Origin of the sequence: Massilia oculi (assembly GCF_017582745.1) — a bacterium.
In the GTDB taxonomy this organism is placed as follows: Bacteria; Pseudomonadota; Gammaproteobacteria; order Burkholderiales; family Burkholderiaceae_D; genus Telluria; species Telluria oculi_A.
This window is the reverse complement of record NZ_JAFVIM010000004.1, coordinates 206,138-224,363: the sequence shown is the minus strand read 5'-3', so window position 1 is coordinate 224,363 and position 18,226 is coordinate 206,138. Positions and strand designations below refer to the sequence as shown.

General features: G+C 65.5%; 19 protein-coding genes. All 19 read right to left on the bottom strand.

Annotated features, from left to right (window positions below; genetic code table 11):
• Nucleotides 1-8: 8 nt before the first annotated feature.
• Entirely contained in the window at nt 9-671 is a 663-nt protein-coding gene (locus tag J3U95_RS06810) for a 3-oxoacid CoA-transferase subunit B (RefSeq protein ID WP_208277875.1), read from the bottom strand.
• Nucleotides 672-691: 20 nt separating this feature from the next.
• Nucleotides 692-1,339, bottom strand: coding sequence for a CoA transferase subunit A (locus J3U95_RS06805; protein ID WP_208277874.1), 648 nt, complete (start codon nt 1,337-1,339; stop codon nt 692-694).
• On the bottom strand, nt 1,336-2,526 hold the full coding sequence (locus J3U95_RS06800) for an acetate/propionate family kinase (RefSeq protein ID WP_208277873.1): 1,191 nt from the start codon (nt 2,524-2,526) through the stop codon (nt 1,336-1,338). Before J3U95_RS06800 ends, J3U95_RS06805 begins: the two co-directional genes overlap by 4 nt.
• A 4-nt stretch (nt 2,527-2,530) precedes the next feature.
• Complete coding sequence (locus tag J3U95_RS06795; protein ID WP_208277872.1) at nt 2,531-3,469, bottom strand: phosphate acetyltransferase; 939 nt, start codon at nt 3,467-3,469, stop codon at nt 2,531-2,533.
• Between the two features lie 11 nt (nt 3,470-3,480).
• A complete protein-coding gene (locus tag J3U95_RS06790; protein ID WP_208277871.1) occupies nt 3,481-5,841 on the bottom strand; it encodes a DUF3141 domain-containing protein in 2,361 nt (786 codons plus the stop codon).
• Nucleotides 5,842-6,025: 184 nt separating this feature from the next.
• Nucleotides 6,026-7,240 (bottom strand): EAL and HDOD domain-containing protein, encoded by a 1,215-nt coding sequence (locus tag J3U95_RS06785; protein WP_208277870.1) that lies wholly within the window; start codon nt 7,238-7,240, stop codon nt 6,026-6,028.
• A gap of 32 nt (nt 7,241-7,272) precedes the next feature.
• Entirely contained in the window at nt 7,273-7,914 is a 642-nt protein-coding gene (gene cheZ / locus J3U95_RS06780; protein ID WP_208277869.1) for a protein phosphatase CheZ, read from the bottom strand.
• A gap of 1 nt (nt 7,915) precedes the next feature.
• Nucleotides 7,916-8,314: a chemotaxis response regulator CheY gene (gene cheY, locus J3U95_RS06775; RefSeq protein ID WP_005666673.1), complete on the bottom strand. Its 399-nt coding sequence runs from the start codon at nt 8,312-8,314 to the stop codon at nt 7,916-7,918.
• Between the two features lie 141 nt (nt 8,315-8,455).
• Nucleotides 8,456-9,520 carry a protein-glutamate methylesterase/protein-glutamine glutaminase gene (locus tag J3U95_RS06770; protein WP_208277868.1) on the bottom strand — a complete coding sequence of 355 codons (1,065 nt, stop codon included), beginning with the start codon at nt 9,518-9,520 and terminating at the stop codon, nt 8,456-8,458.
• 26 nt (nt 9,521-9,546) lie between these two features.
• Nucleotides 9,547-10,146: a chemoreceptor glutamine deamidase CheD gene (cheD, locus tag J3U95_RS06765; protein WP_208277867.1), complete on the bottom strand. Its 600-nt coding sequence runs from the start codon at nt 10,144-10,146 to the stop codon at nt 9,547-9,549.
• A 14-nt stretch (nt 10,147-10,160) separates the two neighbouring features.
• Complete coding sequence (locus J3U95_RS06760) at nt 10,161-11,015, bottom strand: CheR family methyltransferase (protein WP_208277866.1); 855 nt, start codon at nt 11,013-11,015, stop codon at nt 10,161-10,163.
• An 80-nt stretch (nt 11,016-11,095) separates the two neighbouring features.
• Nucleotides 11,096-11,599, bottom strand: coding sequence for a chemotaxis protein CheW (locus J3U95_RS06755; RefSeq protein WP_071362121.1), 504 nt, complete (start codon nt 11,597-11,599; stop codon nt 11,096-11,098).
• A 12-nt stretch (nt 11,600-11,611) separates the two neighbouring features.
• Nucleotides 11,612-13,789, bottom strand: a complete 2,178-nt coding sequence (gene cheA, locus J3U95_RS06750; RefSeq protein WP_208277865.1) for a chemotaxis protein CheA — start codon at nt 13,787-13,789, stop codon at nt 11,612-11,614.
• Nucleotides 13,790-13,837: 48 nt separating this feature from the next.
• On the bottom strand, nt 13,838-14,203 hold the full coding sequence (locus J3U95_RS06745; protein WP_005666664.1) for a response regulator: 366 nt from the start codon (nt 14,201-14,203) through the stop codon (nt 13,838-13,840).
• Between the two features lie 74 nt (nt 14,204-14,277).
• Nucleotides 14,278-14,826 (bottom strand): chemotaxis protein, encoded by a 549-nt coding sequence (locus J3U95_RS06740; RefSeq protein WP_208277864.1) that lies wholly within the window; start codon nt 14,824-14,826, stop codon nt 14,278-14,280.
• Nucleotides 14,827-14,865: 39 nt separating this feature from the next.
• A complete protein-coding gene (gene motB, locus J3U95_RS06735) occupies nt 14,866-15,798 on the bottom strand; it encodes a flagellar motor protein MotB (RefSeq protein ID WP_208277863.1) in 933 nt (310 codons plus the stop codon).
• A 52-nt stretch (nt 15,799-15,850) separates the two neighbouring features.
• Nucleotides 15,851-16,705 carry a flagellar motor stator protein MotA gene (gene motA, locus J3U95_RS06730; RefSeq protein ID WP_109347169.1) on the bottom strand — a complete coding sequence of 285 codons (855 nt, stop codon included), beginning with the start codon at nt 16,703-16,705 and terminating at the stop codon, nt 15,851-15,853.
• Nucleotides 16,706-16,851: 146 nt separating this feature from the next.
• Nucleotides 16,852-17,613: a class I SAM-dependent methyltransferase gene (locus J3U95_RS06725; protein ID WP_208277862.1), complete on the bottom strand. Its 762-nt coding sequence runs from the start codon at nt 17,611-17,613 to the stop codon at nt 16,852-16,854.
• 1 nt (nt 17,614) lies between these two features.
• Nucleotides 17,615-18,211 carry a flagellar transcriptional regulator FlhC gene (gene flhC / locus J3U95_RS06720; protein ID WP_208277861.1) on the bottom strand — a complete coding sequence of 199 codons (597 nt, stop codon included), beginning with the start codon at nt 18,209-18,211 and terminating at the stop codon, nt 17,615-17,617.
• Between the last annotated feature and the right edge of the window lie 15 nt (nt 18,212-18,226).

Here is an 18,226-nt window from a genome sequence, read left to right as displayed (position 1 = left end):
TCCTCCGATTACGTTGATTCCTCGATCCGCATCTGCGGCACCTGGCCCGGCACCACCAGCTCGGCCTCGGTCGCCGCGAGCACCTGCTCCACCCCGACGCCGGGCGCCGTTTCCAGCAGGGTCGCGCGTCCGCCGTCGAAGCCGATCACCGCCAGTTCCGTCACCAGCAGGTCGATCGTGCGCAATGACGTCAGCGGCAACGAGCATTGCCGCACGATCTTCGGCTTGCCCTTGGCGGTATGCTGCATGGCGACGATGACGCGCCTGGCGCCGGTGACCAGGTCCATGGCGCCGCCCATGCCGGGCACCATCTTCCCGGGAATCGTCCAGTTCGCCAGCTTCCCCTGCTGGTCGACCTGCAGGCCGCCCAGCACCGTGAGGTCGAGGTGTCCGCCCCGGATCAGGCCGAACGAGAGCGCGCTGTCGAAGGTCGCCGCGCCTGGCAAGGCGGTGACCGGCTGGCCGGCGGCGTCGGTCAGATAGGCCTGGGCCAGGCCCTCCTGCGGAATCGGGCCCGTGCCGACCAGGCCGTTCTCGGACTGGAAGTAGATGTGCATCCCGGGCGGGACGTAGTTGGCGACCAGGGTCGGAATGCCGACGCCGAGGTTGGCCAGCATCCCAGGGCGCAATTCCTGGGCAATGCGTCTGGCGATCAGGGTGGGAGCGTCCATGGTGCGATCTTCCTCGTCATTCACCTGTGGGCCACGAGGTAATCGACCAGCACCGCCGGCGTCACCACGTGGTCGGGCGAAATCATCCCAATGGGAACGATATGGGCGGCATCGGCGATCACGGTCCTGGCCGCCATCGCGATGACGGGATTGAAATTGCGGGCGGTCAGGGCGTAGACCAGGTTGCCCTCGTAATCGGCGAGGAAGGACTCGACCAGGGCGAAATCGGCCCCGAGCGCCGTCTCCAGCAGATAGGGCGCGCCGTCGACCTCGATCTTGCGCTTGCCCTCCTCGACCGCGGTGCCGACGCCGGTCGGCGTCAGGACGCCGCCCAGGCCGTAGCCGGCGGCGCGCAGGCGCTCGATCAGGGTGCCCTGCGGCACCAGTTCGACCTCGATGTCGCCGGCGATCATCTTTTGCTGGGTTTCCGGGTTGAGCCCGATATGGCTGACGATCGCCTTGCGCACAGCGCCGGCCGTGACCAGCTTGCCGATGCCGCGGCCCGGGGTCGCGGTATCGTTCGCGATCACGGTCAGCCCGCGCTTGCCCTGGCGCGCCAGTTCGTCGACCACCCGCTCCGGCGTGCCGACGCCCATGAAGCCGCCGATCATGAGGCTGGCTCCGTCAGGAATCATGGCAACCGAGTCCTCCAGGCTGACCGTCTTCATGCCGCCGCCCTCATCACGACTGCCCTCGTATGGCGCGCAATCATCAGTTCTTCATTCGTCGGAATCACCCAGGCCGAGACCTTGCTGCCCGCCATGCTGATGCGAGGTCCGCCGGCGGCATTGGCGGCCGGCTCGAGTTCGACGCCGAGCCAGCGCGCCGCGCGGCAGACCCGTTCGCGGATCAGCGCCGAATGCTCGCCGATGCCGGCGGTGAACACCAGGGCGTCGACACCTCCGGTGGCGGCCGCCAGCGAGCCGAGCTCGCGGCCGATGCGGTAGACGAACAGGTCGACCGCGAAGCGCGCCCGCGCATCGTCGCTGTCGAGCAGGGTCCGCATATCGCTCGAGATGCCGGACACGCCGAGCAGGCCCGACTCCTTGTAGATCAGGCGTTCGATGGCGCGCGCGTCCATCTTGAGGTGGTCCATCAGGAACAGCACCACGCCCGGGTCCAGGTTGCCGCAGCGGGTACCCATCGGCAAGCCGTCGACGGCGGTGAATCCCATGGTGCTGGCCACGCTCTTGCCACCCGCCAGCGCGCACAGGCTCGAACCATTGCCAAGGTGCGCCACCAGGGTGGCGCGGGCGGCGCCCAGCTCCGGATAGGCCGGCAGCACCGACGCGATGTATTCGTAGGAGAGGCCGTGGAAGCCGTAGCGCCGCACGCCCAGCCTCGTAATGCTGTCCGGCAGCGCGTAGGCCTGCGCCACCTCGGGCTGCGCGCGGTGGAAGGCGGTATCGAAACAGGCCACTTGCGGCAAGTCCGGCCGCGCATCGAGCAGGGTGCGGATCGGCGCCAGGTTGTGCGGCTGATGCAGTGGCGCGAGCGGCGTCAAGCGGTCAAGCGCCTCGATCACGGCCGGGGTGACGAGCGCCGCTTCGGTGAACTGCACGCCGCCATGCACGACGCGGTGGCCGACCGCCACCAGCCGGTGGTCCGCGCGATGGCTGCGCAGGAAGTCGCCGATGTAGTCGGTCGCCTCCTGGTGGCCGGGCGCGGCGTCGGGCTCCCAGCGCCGCTCGCCGATCGGCGCGCCCGCGGCATCCTTGGCGCTGAATCTCGCCGCGTTATACAAACCCTCCACTTGACCGTAGAGGACCAGCTCGGGCTCGGCCGGGCCGGCGTCGAAGGCGCGGAACTTGATGCTCGACGAGCCGGCGTTGAGTACCAGAATGAGGTCGGCCATGGCATCACCTCACCGGCTGGCCGCTCTCGCGGCGCGCCTTGGCCACCAGGGTGGCCACCGCGCACGAGGCCAGCCTGGTCACCATCGAATCGGCGCGGCTGGTCAGGATGATCGGCACCTTCGCGCCGAGGACGATGCCGGCCGCATCGGCGCCGGCCAGGAAGGACAGGCTCTTGGCCAGCATATTGCCGGCCTCGAGATCGGGCACCATCAGCACGTTGGCGCGTCCGGCGACGGGCGAATCGATCTTCTTGATCCTGGCCGCGTCCGGGTCGATCGCATTGTCCAGCGCCAGCGGGCCGTCGACCAGGGCGCCGTTGATCTGGTGGCGGTCGACCATCTTGCACAGTGCGGCGGCCTCGATCGTGGAAGGCACTTTCGGGTTGACCGTTTCCATCGCCGACAGCACCGCCACCCGCACTTCCTTGAACTGCAGGGCATGCGCGAGGTCGATGGCGTTCTGCAGGATGTCCATTTTTTCTTCGAGGGTCGGCGCGATGTTCACGGCGGCGTCGCTGATGACCAGGGCATCGGGATACCCGGGCACGTCCATGACGAAACAGTGGCTGACGCGGCGCGCGGTGCGCAAGCCGGTCTCGCGCTTGACCACCGCGCCCATCAGCTCGTCGGTATGCAGGCTGCCCTTCATCAGGGCCTCGGCCTTGCCCCCGCGGACCAGTTCGACGGCCGCCGCCGCCGCGGCCTGGCTGTAGGCCGCCTCGACGATCGGCACGTCGCCGATCCGCAAGCTATTCTCTTGCGCCACCGCCTCGATCCGCGCGCGCGGCCCGACCAGGATCGGCGCGATCAGGCCGATCCGCGCGGCTTCCAGCGCGCCGGTGAGCGAGCTGGTATCGCAAGGGTGGGCGACGGCGGTCGGCAGCGGCGGCAGGTCCCGGCAATAGTCGATCAGCCGCTGGTATTTCTCGTGTTTCGGTTCCATGTCGGGTCCTTTCAATGGAGGCGCGCGGAGGCCGGCGCATCGGGGACTGGCGGGAAGGCGGGCCGCTGGCCCGGTTCGCCGCTGAGCAGCGCGTGCAGCCGCTCCACCATGGCCAGCTGGGCGCTTGTCGCCGGCGTCGCCTGCACGCGCTCGTCCGCCATCAGCTCGTCGACCAGGTGCAGCAGCCGCTCGCGGTCGTCGCGATCATGCAAAAGTATTGGCAGAGTGGCGATCGCCTTCTCGGGCTCGTAACGGGCGATGATCTCCTGCTCGCCGCGCAGGCGGCGCCACTGGTCGAGCGGCACGTCCGGCAAGTAGTCGGCATAGGCCTGGGCCAGTTCCTTGCGCTTGACCAGGCGCGACAGCGGCAGCAGTTCTCCCTGCTGGGCGCGCAGGCTGGCCAGGCGGGCGAAGGCCTCGGCGTAGCCGCCCTCGGCGATCGAATCCAGCGCTTCCTGGACGAAGGGCAGCGAGCGCGCATCCTGCGCCTCCGCCGCCTGCGCCGGTTTCCTGTCCGCCAGGTAGAGCGAATACATATTCGCGTAGATGCTGAAGAAGCCCGCTTCGGTGGCGGCGTCGCGCAGCCCCCGGTACAGGTCCAGCGACGCACTGACCAGCTCCGCGCCCGCGTTTTCCAGGCGCCGCCACGGGTCGCTCTGTCCCAGCGGCTGGCGCTGCTCCCTGACCGCGCGCGCCGCCGGTTCGAGCCACGCCATCCAGGGATTGCGGCTCGACAGCGCCCAGTTCTGGACGCGCAAGGGGTGGAACACGCGCAGCAGGCGCGCGCTCAGGTCGTTGGACATGGCTTTCACGAACGGCTGCACGAACAATTCATAGCCGCGCTGGTTGAAGTCGGACAGCGCCGCCACCGCCTCGAACGGCTGCTCGTCGACGCGGTTGAAGCGATTGAACTGGGTGCTGACGTCCTCGAGCCGGCGCTCGTGGAAAGTGACCTCGTAGCGCGGCTTGCCGTCGAGGCTGCCGTCTCCGGCTTCGGTGATCTGCATGCCGTACAGGCCCGGCGGCAGGATCTCCACCTCATTGAGCACCGAGACCAGCTGCGTATATTCCTTCTTCGCCACCTTGCCGGACACAAAAATGCCGAGATGGCCGGCGTTCTGGTGCAGCAGGCCCACGATCACCTGGCCGCGCGCCTTGATTTCGTCGGTGCTGCCATAGATGTCGGCCACCCAGTTGAAGGCCTGCTCGGGCGGGGTGATATTGTCGCCCATCGATGCGAACAGGATGATCGGCATCTCGATCGCGCGCAGGTCGAAGGCCTGTCCGGTATTGCCCTTGACGTCGCCGGACCACAGCTTGTTGCCGACGAACAGGTTGCGCGTGATGAATTCGATCTCTTCGCGGTTCAGCAGGTAATACGTGCCCCACCAGCGCTCGAAATCCAGGTAGCGCGCCGGTTCGGTGTCGGCGTTCTGGTAGACCTTGTAATACTTGTCCCACAGCGAATTGGCCGGGTTGAGGTTCTCGAAGTTCTGTACCAGGTGGGCGCCGTCGAAGATGCCGTTGCCGAGGTCGGCGACAAAGGAAGACAGCCAGGTGCCGCCGAGCATCCCGCCGGCATAGCGCATCGGATTGTCGCCCTCGCCTTCGTTCCAGGCCCCGCTCACATACGACATCGGCGCCCCGTTGATGAGGAGCGGTCCGGTATCGTCGGGGCTGGAGGCGGCCAGCATCATCGCCGCCCAGCCGCCCTGGCAGTTGCCGATGATGGCCGGTTTCTCGCTGGCCGGATGCAGTGAGCGCACGTGTTTCACGAACTGCCCCTCGGCGCTGCACACGTCCAGCATCGTCTGCCCGGGTTCGGGGTCGCGGAAGAAGCTGACGAAGTACACCGGATGGCCGGCGCGCATCGCCACGCCCGCCTGCGAATCGTCCTTGAAGCCACCGATGCCGGGACCGTGGCCGGCACGCGGATCGATGATCAGATAGGGGCGCTTCGCGGGGTCAAGCGTGACGCCGGCCGGGGGAACGATGCGCAACAGCGCATAGTTCACCGGCCGCGCGAAGCCGCGGCCATCGAGGATGGTTTCATAGTCGAAATGCAGGACCGGCGCCGATCCCTTCGCCGCGCGCTCGAGGAAGTTGTCGCCGCGCTGGCGCAAGGTATCCCAGAACAGGATGGAGCGCTGGAAGGCATCGACCGCATAGTGCTGGTACGACCAGGGATTGAGCCCGGCCAACACGCCCGCGGGTCCAACCCTGGCATCCGGGACCTTGTCGCCCGCCGCCTCGCCCACCGCCGCGCCGACCCGCCCGCTGAACTGCGCCAGCGCGGTCTTCACGCGCTTTTGATGGATGAGACTGATCTTGGTGCCGACCTCATGGCTCCGTGCAAGGTGCTTAGTGTCCATGAAAGAACCTCAAAGGGGAGGAAAGCTTCGCTCGGGAGGCGCTCGGGGGAGTTCGGAATGCCATGAGCGCGCCGCATGATCCACTGCAGCGTCCATTGTCCGCCCATCGGGGCAAGGCGCAATCGGACCAAGGTCCAATCCTGGGAGGCGCCGGCTATCCAGCCGGGCTATGTAAAGGGGGAGCTTAGGCGTCGACCGCCACGCTTTGCGCCCAGGCCAGCGCCGACAGATGGGCCTGATTGACTTCGGATGGCGTGATCGCGAGCGCATCGGCCAGCGACGCCACCAGGTTCGAGTTGAGCTCGCAGGCTTCGGCCAGCGCCAGGTAGGGGCCATATGGGCCTTCGCGCCGCGTCAGCGCCTGCACCACCCCGTCGGGCAGCTGGATGGTCTCGAGCACCTGCTGCATGCTCAGGCCCAGCAGCCGGTCGAGCAGCGAGAACATGCCGGCCACGAACAGGTTCTCGGCCTCGCCCTTGCCCAGGTATTTTTGCCCCAGCAGCTCGGCCAGGCGGCCGCGCACCACGGCGGTTTCCATCAACACCGGCGAATAGCCGCTCGAGCTAGCCGTGGCCAGCAGCAGCACCAGCCAGCGGTACAGCGGCGCATAGCCCAGCAGCGAAATCGCCTGGCGCAGCGACTGCACCTCGCGCCCGGCGCCGAAGCCCGCGGTATTGATATAGCGCAGCAGCTTGTAGGTCAGGGCCGGGTCGCGCTTCAGCACGCTTTCGAGCTTGGGCACGTCCTCGTTGTTCTGCACCAGCTGCATCAGCTGCAGGATCACGCTCTGGGTCGGGTTCATGCCCTTGACCGGATTGCCCGGCCGCGGCGTCAGGTGCAGCTTGCCGACGAAGGCGTCGAGTCCGAGCGCGGCGCAGGCGTCGAAGTCGGCCCAGGTGCCCACCGGCCGCCCCACCATGCGCAGCGCCGAATGCTTGGCGGCGGCATAGCTGCGGGCCTGGTCAGCCACGTTGGCGCCGGTAAAGCGCACCTCGAGGTAGGAGGCATAGGGCGACAGATTGCGCCCTAGCAAGTTAATGTCGCAGCCGCGGATCGCCACGCCGACGCCGCCGGCGCGCACGGCCTGCACGGCCGAGCGCACGTCGAGGTCGGCCAGCTGGCGGATGTCGAAGGTGAGCACGGTGCGTTCCGGCGGCAGCGCGTGCAGCGCGTCGGTCGACAGCATGGCGGGCACCGCGTCGAGGAACAGGATCTTGTCGCGCAAGAGCCAGCCATGGTCTTCATGGTTGACGTGCTGGGCGACGAAACCGACCAGCCCTTCCAGGTCCTGGTCGGTGGGAATGCGTCCGTCGTGTTGCTGCCACGACAGTTCATAGCCGAGAACGCGCTGCTTTGGATCGAGCAGCGGTTCGCGGACGATGAAGTTGGTGCGATGCATCTAGGCGCCGGAAGTAGGTGCGCGGCGCCGGATCAGAACCCGAGGCTGTCGAGCAGGTCGTCGACCTGGCCCTGGTTCGCCACCACTTCGGTGCCGGTCGGCTTGATCTGCGGGCCGTTCAGCAGGCCGTTGTCCAGCTCGCGCTTGATCTCGCTCGGCGCGAAATCGATCAGCACCTGCACCAGCTGCTTCTCGAGGTTTTGCGCGATGCCGGTGATGCGGCCGATCACCTGGCCGGTCAGGTCCTGGAAGTCCTGGGCCATCATGATGTTCATCAGCTCGGCGCGCGTGGCGACCGCGCCGGCCGCCGACTCGTTCATGCTGGCGATCGTGCGCTGGGCCATCTCGCGCCATTCGGCCTCGCTGGCGCCCTTGTCCAGCAGCGCCTGCCAGCCGCCCGACAGCTCGGCCGCGCGGGTTTCGATGGCGTCCTGCAGGGGCCCGGCCGCGTCGGTCGCGTCCAGCACTTTCTTGGCAGCCTGTTCCGACAGGCGCGCCACATAGTCCAGGCGGTCGCGCGCATCGGGGATGTCGCTTGCCGCCTTCTCGATCAGCTTGTCCAGTCCCAGCCCGCGCAGGCTTTCATGCAGGGCGCGGGTCATGTGGCCGATACGGCTCAGCACCTCTTCGTTCGAGGCGGCCCCGGCGCCGATCGCCGAGTTCATCTCACCCATCTCAGGCTCCGGCTTTATCCAGTTTCTCGAAGATCTTGTTCAGCTTCTCGTCGAGGGTCGCGGCCGTGAACGGCTTGACCACGTAGCCGCTGGCGCCGGCCTGGGCGGCGGCGATGATGTTTTCTTTCTTCGCTTCCGCGGTCACCATCAGCACCGGCAGCTTGGCCAGCGCGGGATCGGCACGGATATTTTGCAGCATGGTCAGGCCGTCCATATTCGGCATGTTCCAGTCCGACACCACGAAGTCGAACGATTCGCTGCGCAGCTTGGCCAGCGCCATCACGCCGTCTTCAGCCTCGTCGACGTTGGCATAACCCAGTTCTTTCAACAGATTTCGCACGATGCGGCGCATCGTCGAGAAATCGTCAACAACCAGGAAACGCATCTTTGGATCAGCCATGAATAACTCCGTTTGAATCTTATACTGTGGTTTGTTGGGTGAGCTGCCCTGATGGGCGAGATAACAGGCTCAAGAATAGCATTTTTGTTGCCTTACGGCGATAAAATAGCCCCTAAAGCATTACTCCAGCTCTAATTCGGATCAAACACGCAACGCCCGGCCGCCCTGCGCCGCCAGATGTTCGAGCACCATGCGCGGCAAGGCCTGCAAGGGGCCGACGTCGTGGGCGGCGCCCAGCGCGATCGCTTCGCGCGGCATGCCGAACACGACGCAGCTGGCTTCGTCCTGCGCAAAGTTGTGGGCGCCGGCCTGGCGCATCTCGAGCATGCCGGCCGCGCCGTCCTTGCCCATGCCGGTCAGGATAACACCAACGGCGTTTTTACCGGCCGCCTGCGCGGCGGAGCGGAACAGTACGTCGACCGAGGGACGGTGGCGGTTGACCGGCGGCGACTGCTCGATGCGGGTCATGTAGTTCGCGCCAGAGCGCGTCAGCAGCAGGTGCGAGTGGCCCGGCGCGATATAGGCGTGGCCGGGCAGCACCCGCTCGTTGCCGCTCGATTCGACCACGCTGATCTTGCACAGCGCATCCAGGCGCTTGGCGAAGGAACTGGTGAAACCTTCCGGCATGTGCTGGGCGATCAGGATGCCCGGGCAGTCTGACGGCATCTGCATCAGGAATTCGCGGATCGCTTCGGTGCCGCCGGTCGAGGCCCCGATGATGATCAGTTTTTCGGAAGAAATCAGGGGACTCCTCAGGGCCGACAGCGGCGCACTGGCCACTTGCGGCGTGCGCGAACGCGGCGCGATGCGGGCGCGTGAGGCGGCGCGGATCTTGTCGGCGATCATGTCGGCATACTCGCGCATGCCGGTCTGGATCGAGATCTTCGGCTTGGTCACGAAGTCGACCGCACCCAGTTCGAGCGCGCGCATCGTGATTTCCGAGCCGCGCTCGGTCAGCGACGACACCATCAGCACCGGCATCGGGCGCAGGCGCATCAGCTTTTCCAGGAAGTCGAGGCCGTCCATCTTGGGCATCTCGACGTCCAGCGTCAGCACGTCGGGGTTATGCTTTTTGATCAACTCGCGCGCGACCAGCGGATCGGGCGCGGTGGCGACCACTTCGAGGTCGGGCTGGGAATTGACGATCTCGCTCATCACGCTGCGAATCAGCGCGGAGTCGTCGACGATCAGCACCTTGGTCTTCATATATATCCCTTTCAGGTCGAATCAAGTCAGAACAAGTCGATGGCGCCACCGACGGGTTCGACCTTGAGTCGCTTGGCGTAGTCGAGCTCGCGCTTCGCCAGCGTATCGTTCTGGGTTTGCATCAGTTTCTTGACCAGCACCTTGCCCGTGCGCGGGAAGAAGAACACCTTGCGCGGGTAGATGTCGTTCAGGTCTTCGGCCACCACCGGGATGCGTTCGGTTTTCAGGAACTGCATCACGAAGGCGGCGTTGCGCTCGCCGACGTTCATCGCGGTAAAGCCGCGCAGCACGGCGCCGCCGCCGAACACCTTCGCTTCCAGGTGTTCGCGGCGGGCGCCGGCCTTGAGCAGGTCATTGATCAGGATCTCCATCGCGAACGAGCCGTAGCGCATCGAGGCCGAGACCGGATTGCTGCCGGCGTCCGCCCCGCCGTCGGGCAGCATGAAATGGTTCATGCCGCCCAGGCCGGTCAGGCGGTCGCGGATGCAGGCCGAGACGCAAGAGCCGAGCACGGTGGCGATCAGCATGTCCTTGCCGGTATAAAAATACTCGCCCGGCAGGATCTTGGCCGCGTCGACGTTGAAGGTGCGGTCGTGATAGAGATTGGTGGCGAACTGATTGTTCATGGTCGTCTCAACCCTCAGGCACTGCGTCCATCGAGTTCATACACCGTCTTGCCGCGCAGGCGCAGCGCATCCGACACGTACAGGAAGTTCTCGGAGTGGCCGGCGAACAGCAGCGCATGCGGCTTCATCAGCGGCACGAAGCGGCCCAGGATCTTGCGCTGGGTCGGCTTGTCGAAATAAATCATCACGTTGCGGCAAAAGATGGCGTCGAACTGCCCTTCCAGCGGCCAGCCGTCGGCCAGCAGGTTCAGTTGCTTGAAGGTGACCAGGTTGCGCAGCTCGGGGCGCACGCGCGCCATGCCCTCGTGGGCGCCCTTCCCCTTCAGGAAGAAGCGGCGCAGGCGCTCGGGCGACATCTTGTCGAGCCGTTCCATCGGATACACGCCATTCGAGGCGGTCGACAGCACATTGGTGTCGATGTCGGTGGCGACGATGTGCACCGGGGGCGTGAGCGTATTGAAGGCCTCGCAGGCCGTCATCGCGATGGAATAGGGTTCTTCGCCCGTCGACGCCGCCGAGCACCAGATCGTGAGCGGGCGCGTGTCCTTCTTGCGCGCAGCAAGCAGGTGATCGAGCAGGAGCGGAAAATGATGCGCCTCGCGGAAGAACGAGGTCAGGTTGGTCGTCAGCGCATTGGTGAACGATTCCCACTCGCGGTCCATGCGGCCCGCTTCCAGGTCGTCCAGGTAGTTGGCGAACGACTGGATGCCGGTCGCGCGCAGGCGTCGCGCCAGGCGGCTGTAGACCATTTCCTGCTTGCTGTCGGCCAGCGAAATGCCGGCGCGCTGGTGGATCAGCGCGCGTACCCGTTCGAAGTCACGGCGCGTGAAGTCGAATTCCTTGACCGTCTCTGTTTTCTGCTGCGGCACGTTTGTTGCCTTCTGAATGCTGGTTGGTCCGCGCCGTCATGGCGCGGTCCGGATGGTTGGTACTGCGTGCCGCCGCGGGATCAGGCAGCCAGTTTGTCGATCAGGCCCATTTCGCCCGAGGACATCAGCTTGTCGATGTCGACCAGGATCAGCATGCGCTCGTCGACGGTGCCCAGGCCGATCATGTAGTCGGAATTGAAGGCGGTGCCCATCTCTGGCGCCGGCTTGATCTGGTCCGGGGTCAGGGTGGTCACGTCGGACACGCTGTCGACCACCATGCCCATGATGCGCCCGCCAATGTTCAGGATGATCACGACGGTGAACTGGTCGTACACCGGGGTGCCCAGGTTGAACTTGATGCGCATGTCGACCACCGGGATGATGATGCCACGCAGGTTGATCACGCCCTTGATGAATTCCGGCGCGTTGGCGATGCGGGTCACGGCTTCGTAGCCACGGATTTCCTGCACTTTCAGGATGTCGATGCCGTATTCTTCCGAGCCCAGGGTGAAGGCCAGGAATTCGTTGCCGGCGCCGTCGTTTGCGGTCCCGTCAGCCGAGGTGGTGTTTGCCAGGTTGGACATGGGATTTCCTTCTTATTGAGTAAAAATTGATGGAACGACGGGATCGTCGGCCAGCTGACGCGACGAGCGCACCAGCGCCGCCACGTCGAGGATCAGGGCGACGCCGCCGTCGCCCATGATGGTTGCGCCGGAGATCCCGGCCACTTTGCGGTAATTCGCTTCCAGGTTCTTGACCACCACCTGCTGCTGGCCCACCAGCTCGTCCACGAACAGCGCCGCCTTCTTGCCCTCGGTCTCGAGGATGACGACGATGCCGTCGCTCGGCTCGCGGTGGCGCGGCTCGATGTCGAACATCTGGTGCAGCGGGATCAGGGGCAGGTATTCGCCGCGCACCTTCAGCACGCGCCCGCGCCCGGCGATGTCGCGCACGTCCTCGGGCGCCGGCTGCAGCGACTCGACCACGAAGGACAGCGGCAGAATATAGATTTCGTCGCCGCTCCTGATCGACATGCCGTCCAGGATCGCCAGCGTCAGGGGCAGCGAGATCGAGATCGTGGTGCCGAAGCCGGCCGCCGAACGGATGTCGACCGTGCCGCCCATGGCGGTGATGTTGCGCTTGACGACGTCCATGCCGACCCCGCGGCCGGAGACGTCGGTGACCACTTCGGCGGTCGAGAAGCCCGGCGCGAAGATCAGCTGCCAGACTTCCGAATCCGTCATGTTGTCGGACACCGCCAGCCCATTCGAGGCCGCCTTGGCCAGGATTTTTTCGCGATTCAGGCCGCCGCCGTCGTCCGCCACTTCGATCACGATGTGGCCGCCCTGGTGGCCGGCCGACAGGAACAGGCGCCCCGCTTCCGACTTGCCGGCGGCGACGCGCGCGGCGGGCATCTCGACGCCGTGGTCGATCGAGTTGCGCACCAGGTGGGTCAGCGGATCGACGATGCGCTCGATCAGGCCTTTATCCAGTTCGGTGGCGGCGCCATGGGTGATGAAGTCGACCTTCTTGCCGAGCTTGCCGGCCAGGTCGCGCACCATGCGCGGGAAGCGCGAGAACACGAAGTCCATCGGCATCATGCGGATCGACATCACGGCCTCCTGCAGCTCGCGCGTGTTGCGGCCCAGCTGGCTCACCGACGACAGCAGGCGTTCGTGCAGGATCGGGTCGAGCACGTTGCTGCGCTGCTCGAGCATGGCGTTGGTGATCACCAGTTCGCCGATCAGGTTGATCAGCTGGTCGACCTTCTCGACCGAGACCCGGATCGACGACGATTCGTTCTTATCGTCCTTCTTGGCGGCCTTTTTCTCGGCAGTCAGTTCGGCCAGGTGCTCGACCATGTTCTGCGCCTGGGCCGAGATGCTGGCAGGCGTGGGTTCCGGCGCGGTGGCGACGATGCCGGCCGCGGCGCGGATCTGCTCGATCGGCTGGAAGAAACCGTAACCCAGGTCGTCTTCCGACAACTCGCCGCCGGCCGGGCCGACCTCGTCGTCGGGTCCGAAGAAACCGTAGCCCTGGGCATCCTCGATGCGCTTGCGCTCGGCCGCCTCGATCGCGCGCTGCTCCGGCGTGAGCGCCGGCGCCTCGAAGATTTTCAGGTCGTCCGGATCGAGCACGAAGGAGCAGATCGCGATGATGTCGTCCAGGCTCTCGTGGGTGGTGATGATGAGCGCCGTGCGTCCGCCCTCGAGCGGCGCCACCGAGACGCGGCCCATCAGGCCCAGTTCGTCGACCAGTGCGTTGATGTCGCGCTGGGCCACCTGCGGCAACTCGATCTTGTAGCGGTGCGCGCCTTCGATCTGGTGCTCGGTGCGCGGCTGGGCCGTCAGGTAGGACGGCGCCACCACCGGCGCGGCCGGCACCAGGCCCTCGGCCAGGTCGTGCAGGGCCATGCGCACGTTGGCGATGGCCTCGTTGTCGACCGTTGCGCCGTGGCGGTGGCCGTCGAGCTGCATCTTGAGCCCGTCCTTGGCCGCCAGGAAGGCGTCCACGTGGTTCAAGGTCAGCGCCATCTCGCCCTTGCGGATGCGGTCCAGCAGCGACTCCAGCACGTGGGTCACGTCGCACATATCGGTCAGGCCGAAGGTCGATGCGCCGCCCTTGACCGAGTGGGCGGTGCGGAAGATCGCGTTCAGGTCTTCCGCATCGGGCGCGGCGACGTCGACGCCCAGCAGCAGGCGCTCCATTTCGGCGAGCAGTTCTTCCGCTTCGTCGAAAAAGACCTGGTAGAACTGGCTGATGTCGATGGTCATAAGGCTGTCCGCTCGAATGAAAGCAGGGTCAGGGCGTGGCGCATGGCGTCAGCCGATCACTTTTTTGACCACCTCGATCAGGCGCTGCGGATCGAAGGGCTTGACCAGCCAGCCGTTGGCGCCGGCGGCGCGGCCTTTGTTCTTCATCTCGTCCGACGACTCGGTGGTGAGCATCAGGATCGGGGTCTTGGCGTAGCCCGGCAGCGTGCGCAGGGTCTTGATCAGCTGCAGGCCGTCCATCTTCGGCATGTTCTGGTCGGTCAGCACCAGGTCGACGTTCTGCAGCTTCGCCTTGTCCAGGCCGTCCTGGCCGTCCACGGCCTCCACCACGTTGTAGCCAGCCGCCTTCAGGCTGAACGCCACCATCTGGCGCAGCGAACTGGAATCGTCGACCGCGAGAATCGTTTTTGCCATTCTTTTTGCTCCTGCTATTTTGTATCCGGCTTCATGCCGGTTGAATTGTTCGGTTGATGCGCTCGGAGCAAAGCTCAGAACAGCTCGACGTCGCCGCTTTCCAGGTGCTTCTGCTCGACCGAGCGGCGCAGCATGCTGCGCAGTTCGAGCGACTGGATCGCCAGCGCCATGCTGACCTTGCCGAGCCGCTCGACGATCTCGTCGCTGTGGGTGTCGGGCGCGATATCGGCGCCATGCTCGCTGAGCGTGCCCAGAAAGTCGCGCAAGCCCGCCACGCGTCGCAGTGTACGTTCAATCAGTTGCGCCGTCATGTCCTGGAACTGCATGCTGGTGATCGCCGTGTTCACGTGCGCGCCCACTTCGCCCGACATGGACGACAGCAAAACCCGGTCTTCCGGCGTCGGCGTGCCGCCCTCCAGCAGCCGCTCGATCGCTTCCTGGCGCGCGCCGACCGCCGTGTGCACCGCCATGAAGCTGGCGGTCAGCTTGTCGATCGCCTCTTCCAGCAGCAGTTCGGTCTGCAGCAGGTCGGTCTCGACCTCGGTCAGGTGGCGCCGCCCGTGCATGGACACGCCCGACAACAGGCGCTTCACATGCGATCCCAATATTTTTTTTCTTGTCATATCACTCTCTCCAGTCCTGCCCTGGCCTGCTTTTCACTGTTACCTTTTCACTGCTTCCAGCGTGGCGGTGGCCGCCGCCTCGGCGTCCTCCGCCGGCACGTCCAATGTCGCCGCGTCGCGCCGCACCGCGTCTTCGGTGCGCTTGTTCATGACGATGATGCTGATGCGGCGGTTGACCGGGTTGAACGGGTCCTTCGCATCGAGGTGGGCGGCCGAGGCCAGGCCCACCACGCGCAGCACCTTGTCGTCCTGCAGGCCGCCCAGCACCATCTCGCGGCGCGAGGCGTTGGCGCGGTCGGCAGACAATTCCCAGTTGCTGTAGCCGGCATCGCTGTAGTACGGCGTCGAATCGGTATGGCCCGAGATGCCGATCTTGTTCGGCACCTCGTTGAGCACCATGCCGATGATGTGCAGGATCTCTTTTGTATACGGCTGCAGCTCGGCCTTGGCCAGCGCGAACATCGGGCGGTTCTTCTCGTCCACGATCTGGATGCGCAGGCCTTCGCTGGTGATGTCGAGCAGCAGCTGGTTCTGGTACTTCTTGAGCATCGGGTTGACCTCGATGGCCGACTCGATGCGCGCCTTCAGCGTCTGCAGGCGCAAGCTCTCCTCGCGCGCCAGCGCGGCCTTGGCCGCCTGCAGGTCGTAGGTCTTCTTCTCGGGGACCGAATCGCCGCGCTTGACCTGGCCCTGGGTACGGGTCAGGTCTTCGCCGCCGCCCTTGATGACCGACGACGAGTCGCCCGCACCGGAGCCGCCCGCCATCGCCACCTTCAGCGGCGTCTTGAAGTATTCGGCGATGCCGACCAGGTCGCCCTTGGCGGTCGAGCCCAGCAGCCACATGAGCAGGAAGAACGCCATCATCGCGGTCACGAAGTCGGCATAGGCGATCTTCCAGGCGCCGCCGTGGTGGCCGCCGGCCACCTTCTTGATGCGCTTGACGACGATGGGCCGCGCGTTGTCGTCAGCCATGCGCGCCTCCCTTCATGCAGCCGGGGGTGAAGTCGAATGCGGTCATCGCGGCTTACTTCTTCTTCTTGATGTGCTCTTCGAGCTCGGCGAAGCTCGGGCGCTCGGTCGAGTACAGCACCTTGCGGCCGAATTCGACGGCCAGCGCCGGCGCATAGCCGTTCAGGCTCGCCAGCAGCGTGACCTTCACGCACTGGAACATCTTGGTCGACTCTTCGAGCTTCTGTTCCAGCACGCTGGCCAGCGGGCTGACGAAGGCGTAGGCCAGCAGGATGCCGAGGAAGGTGCCGACCAGCGCCTTCGCGATCAGGATGCCCAGCTCGGCCGGCGGCAGGCCGACCGATTCCATGGTGTGAACCACGCCCATGACAGCCGCCACGATGCCGAAGGCCGGCAGGCCATCGCCGATCTTGGCGATCACGTGGGCCGGCACGGCGCCCTCGTGGTGGTGGGTCTCGATCTCGTTGTCCATCAGGTTTTCGATCTGCATCGCATCCATATTGCCGGACACCATCAGGCGCAGGTAATCGGTCATGAACTCGACGATGTGATGGTCGGCCAGCACCGCCGGATACTTGGAGAACAGCGGCGACGATTCGGGCGCCTCGATGTCGCCCTCGATCGACATCAGGCCTTCCTTGCGGACTTTCGACAGCACGTCGAATTGCAGGGCCATCAGCTCCATATACATGTCCTTGGTGAACTTGGAGCCCTTGAAGACACTCGGGAAGGCCTTCATGGTGGCCTTGATCGACTTGCCGTTGTTACCGACAAAGAAGGCGCCAAAGGCGGCGCCGCCGATCATCAAGAGCTCGATCGGCTGCCACAGCGAAGCCAGGTGGCCGCCGGCGAGCGCAAACCCGCCGAACACGCAGGCGCAGACGATGATGTAACCAACAATCACTAACAAGGGATTTTGCTCCAGAAAAGCCTGTTTCGACCTCGTCCTGAGGACCCGAAACCGGTAATTTCAGAAAAAGTTTATTCAGGGAACTACTCTAGCTGGAGAATGGCCCACGAGCAAGAAAAACTCCCGGAATACTCACCATTTGTCGCCTAAAAGTCCCACATATATAGCGCCGGGCCCCCTATGGCCGGATGGATAATACGGCTCGGCGGCCGGTCTTCGATGATGAATTCGTAACTGAAAAGCGTCGAACCGGGCCGCATCTCGCGTGCAGCCTTGCGCCACAGCGCGCTCATCGCAGCCGGTGACAGGTAGGCGAACACGGCGTCGTAGTCGCCGAGGTCGAGTTTTTCGTAGTCGCCGCGGATGAAACGCGCGCGGCTGCCGCTGACCAGGGCGCGCAGGTGGCTGGCCAGCCACGGCAGCGGCGCCAGCTCGATGCCCTCGATGCGCGACTCTGGCCGGCGCCGCTGCAGATCGAGCACCAGGCCGCCGATGCCGCTGCCGATGTCGATCACGCGCACCGGCCTGCCCTGCGGCAGCGCGGACGCGACCGCCTCCCACACCTTGCGGCCGGACGGGTAGTACGGCACCTGGGTGCGGTAGGTCGACCAGTACAGCAACAAGAGGAACAGGAAGATGGCGAGGAAGGCGGCCGGCGGGATGGCCAGCTGGCTGGCGCCCAGCAGCGCCAGCGGAAAGCCGAACTGGATCGCGCGCCACCAGCTGGCCAGGCCGCGCCACCAGGACAGCAGCGCGGCCAGCACGCCCTGCACCAGGGCAACGTGCCAATACGACAAGACCAGGCCGTTGCTGGCGAGCAGGTAGACGATGGCGAGCGTGAGCGGAAAGGCGGCGGCCTGGATCAGGAGCGCCCGGACTGCGGGAAAGCGTAGCAGACGTGGCGCCAAGTCAGGCGCCGGTGGCGGCGTCGTCGGCAGCGTCGGCCCCGTCGGCGACGGCGCGCTCGGCCGCTTCGCGGGCATCCTTGGCCTTGCGGGTCTTGCCGGCGCGCGAAGGCATGTGGCACAGGCCGCACAGGTAGTCGGCGTTCAGGTCGAGGGCGTTGACGATGAACTTGCCCTGGCAGCGGCTGCACGGGGCCAGTAGCAGCATGCCGCTCTGGAAGAAGCGCACCAGGGTCCAGGCGCGGGTGAGCGACAGCAGCGGTTCTTCGCCCGGCGCCGGCGGCATCTGTTCGAGGTAGAGTTTATAGGCCTTCATGACGGCCTGGATGCCGGAGGCACCGGCATGCTCCACCAGGAACTGGTGGATGTTCATGAACAGCGAGGAGTGGATGTTCGGTTGCCAGGTCAGGAACCAGTCGGTGGAGAACGGGAGCATGCCCTTGGGTGGAGAGACACCCTTGAGCTCCTTGTAGAGTTTGAGCAAGCGTTCGCGCGACAGCGAGACCTCGGTCTCCAGCAACTGCAGGCGTGCGCCCAGGTTGATCAGTTCGATCGCGAGCTGGATTTCCTGCGCTTCGGATACGACGCTTTTTTTGCTCATCTACTGCTCCCGGCC

Coding starts and splice junctions, on each gene's coding strand:
- flhC (WP_208277861.1), bottom strand. CDS start 18,211: ATGAGCAAAAAAAGCGTCGTATCCGAAGCGCAGGAAATCCAGCTCGCG.
- J3U95_RS06755 (WP_071362121.1), bottom strand. CDS start 11,599: ATGTCCAACCTGGCAAACACCACCTCGGCTGACGGGACCGCAAACGAC.
- J3U95_RS06810 (WP_208277875.1), bottom strand. CDS start 671: ATGGACGCTCCCACCCTGATCGCCAGACGCATTGCCCAGGAATTGCGC.
- J3U95_RS06785 (WP_208277870.1), bottom strand. CDS start 7,240: ATGCATCGCACCAACTTCATCGTCCGCGAACCGCTGCTCGATCCAAAG.
- J3U95_RS06790 (WP_208277871.1), bottom strand. CDS start 5,841: ATGGACACTAAGCACCTTGCACGGAGCCATGAGGTCGGCACCAAGATC.
- cheZ (WP_208277869.1), bottom strand. CDS start 7,914: ATGGGTGAGATGAACTCGGCGATCGGCGCCGGGGCCGCCTCGAACGAA.
- J3U95_RS06745 (WP_005666664.1), bottom strand. CDS start 14,203: ATGGCAAAAACGATTCTCGCGGTCGACGATTCCAGTTCGCTGCGCCAG.
- motB (WP_208277863.1), bottom strand. CDS start 15,798: ATGGCTGACGACAACGCGCGGCCCATCGTCGTCAAGCGCATCAAGAAG.
- J3U95_RS06800 (WP_208277873.1), bottom strand. CDS start 2,526: ATGGCCGACCTCATTCTGGTACTCAACGCCGGCTCGTCGAGCATCAAG.
- cheD (WP_208277867.1), bottom strand. CDS start 10,146: ATGAACAATCAGTTCGCCACCAATCTCTATCACGACCGCACCTTCAAC.
- J3U95_RS06805 (WP_208277874.1), bottom strand. CDS start 1,339: ATGAAGACGGTCAGCCTGGAGGACTCGGTTGCCATGATTCCTGACGGA.
- J3U95_RS06740 (WP_208277864.1), bottom strand. CDS start 14,826: ATGACAAGAAAAAAAATATTGGGATCGCATGTGAAGCGCCTGTTGTCG.
- J3U95_RS06795 (WP_208277872.1), bottom strand. CDS start 3,469: ATGGAACCGAAACACGAGAAATACCAGCGGCTGATCGACTATTGCCGG.
- cheY (WP_005666673.1), bottom strand. CDS start 8,314: ATGGCTGATCCAAAGATGCGTTTCCTGGTTGTTGACGATTTCTCGACG.
- J3U95_RS06770 (WP_208277868.1), bottom strand. CDS start 9,520: ATGAAGACCAAGGTGCTGATCGTCGACGACTCCGCGCTGATTCGCAGC.
- cheA (WP_208277865.1), bottom strand. CDS start 13,789: ATGACCATCGACATCAGCCAGTTCTACCAGGTCTTTTTCGACGAAGCG.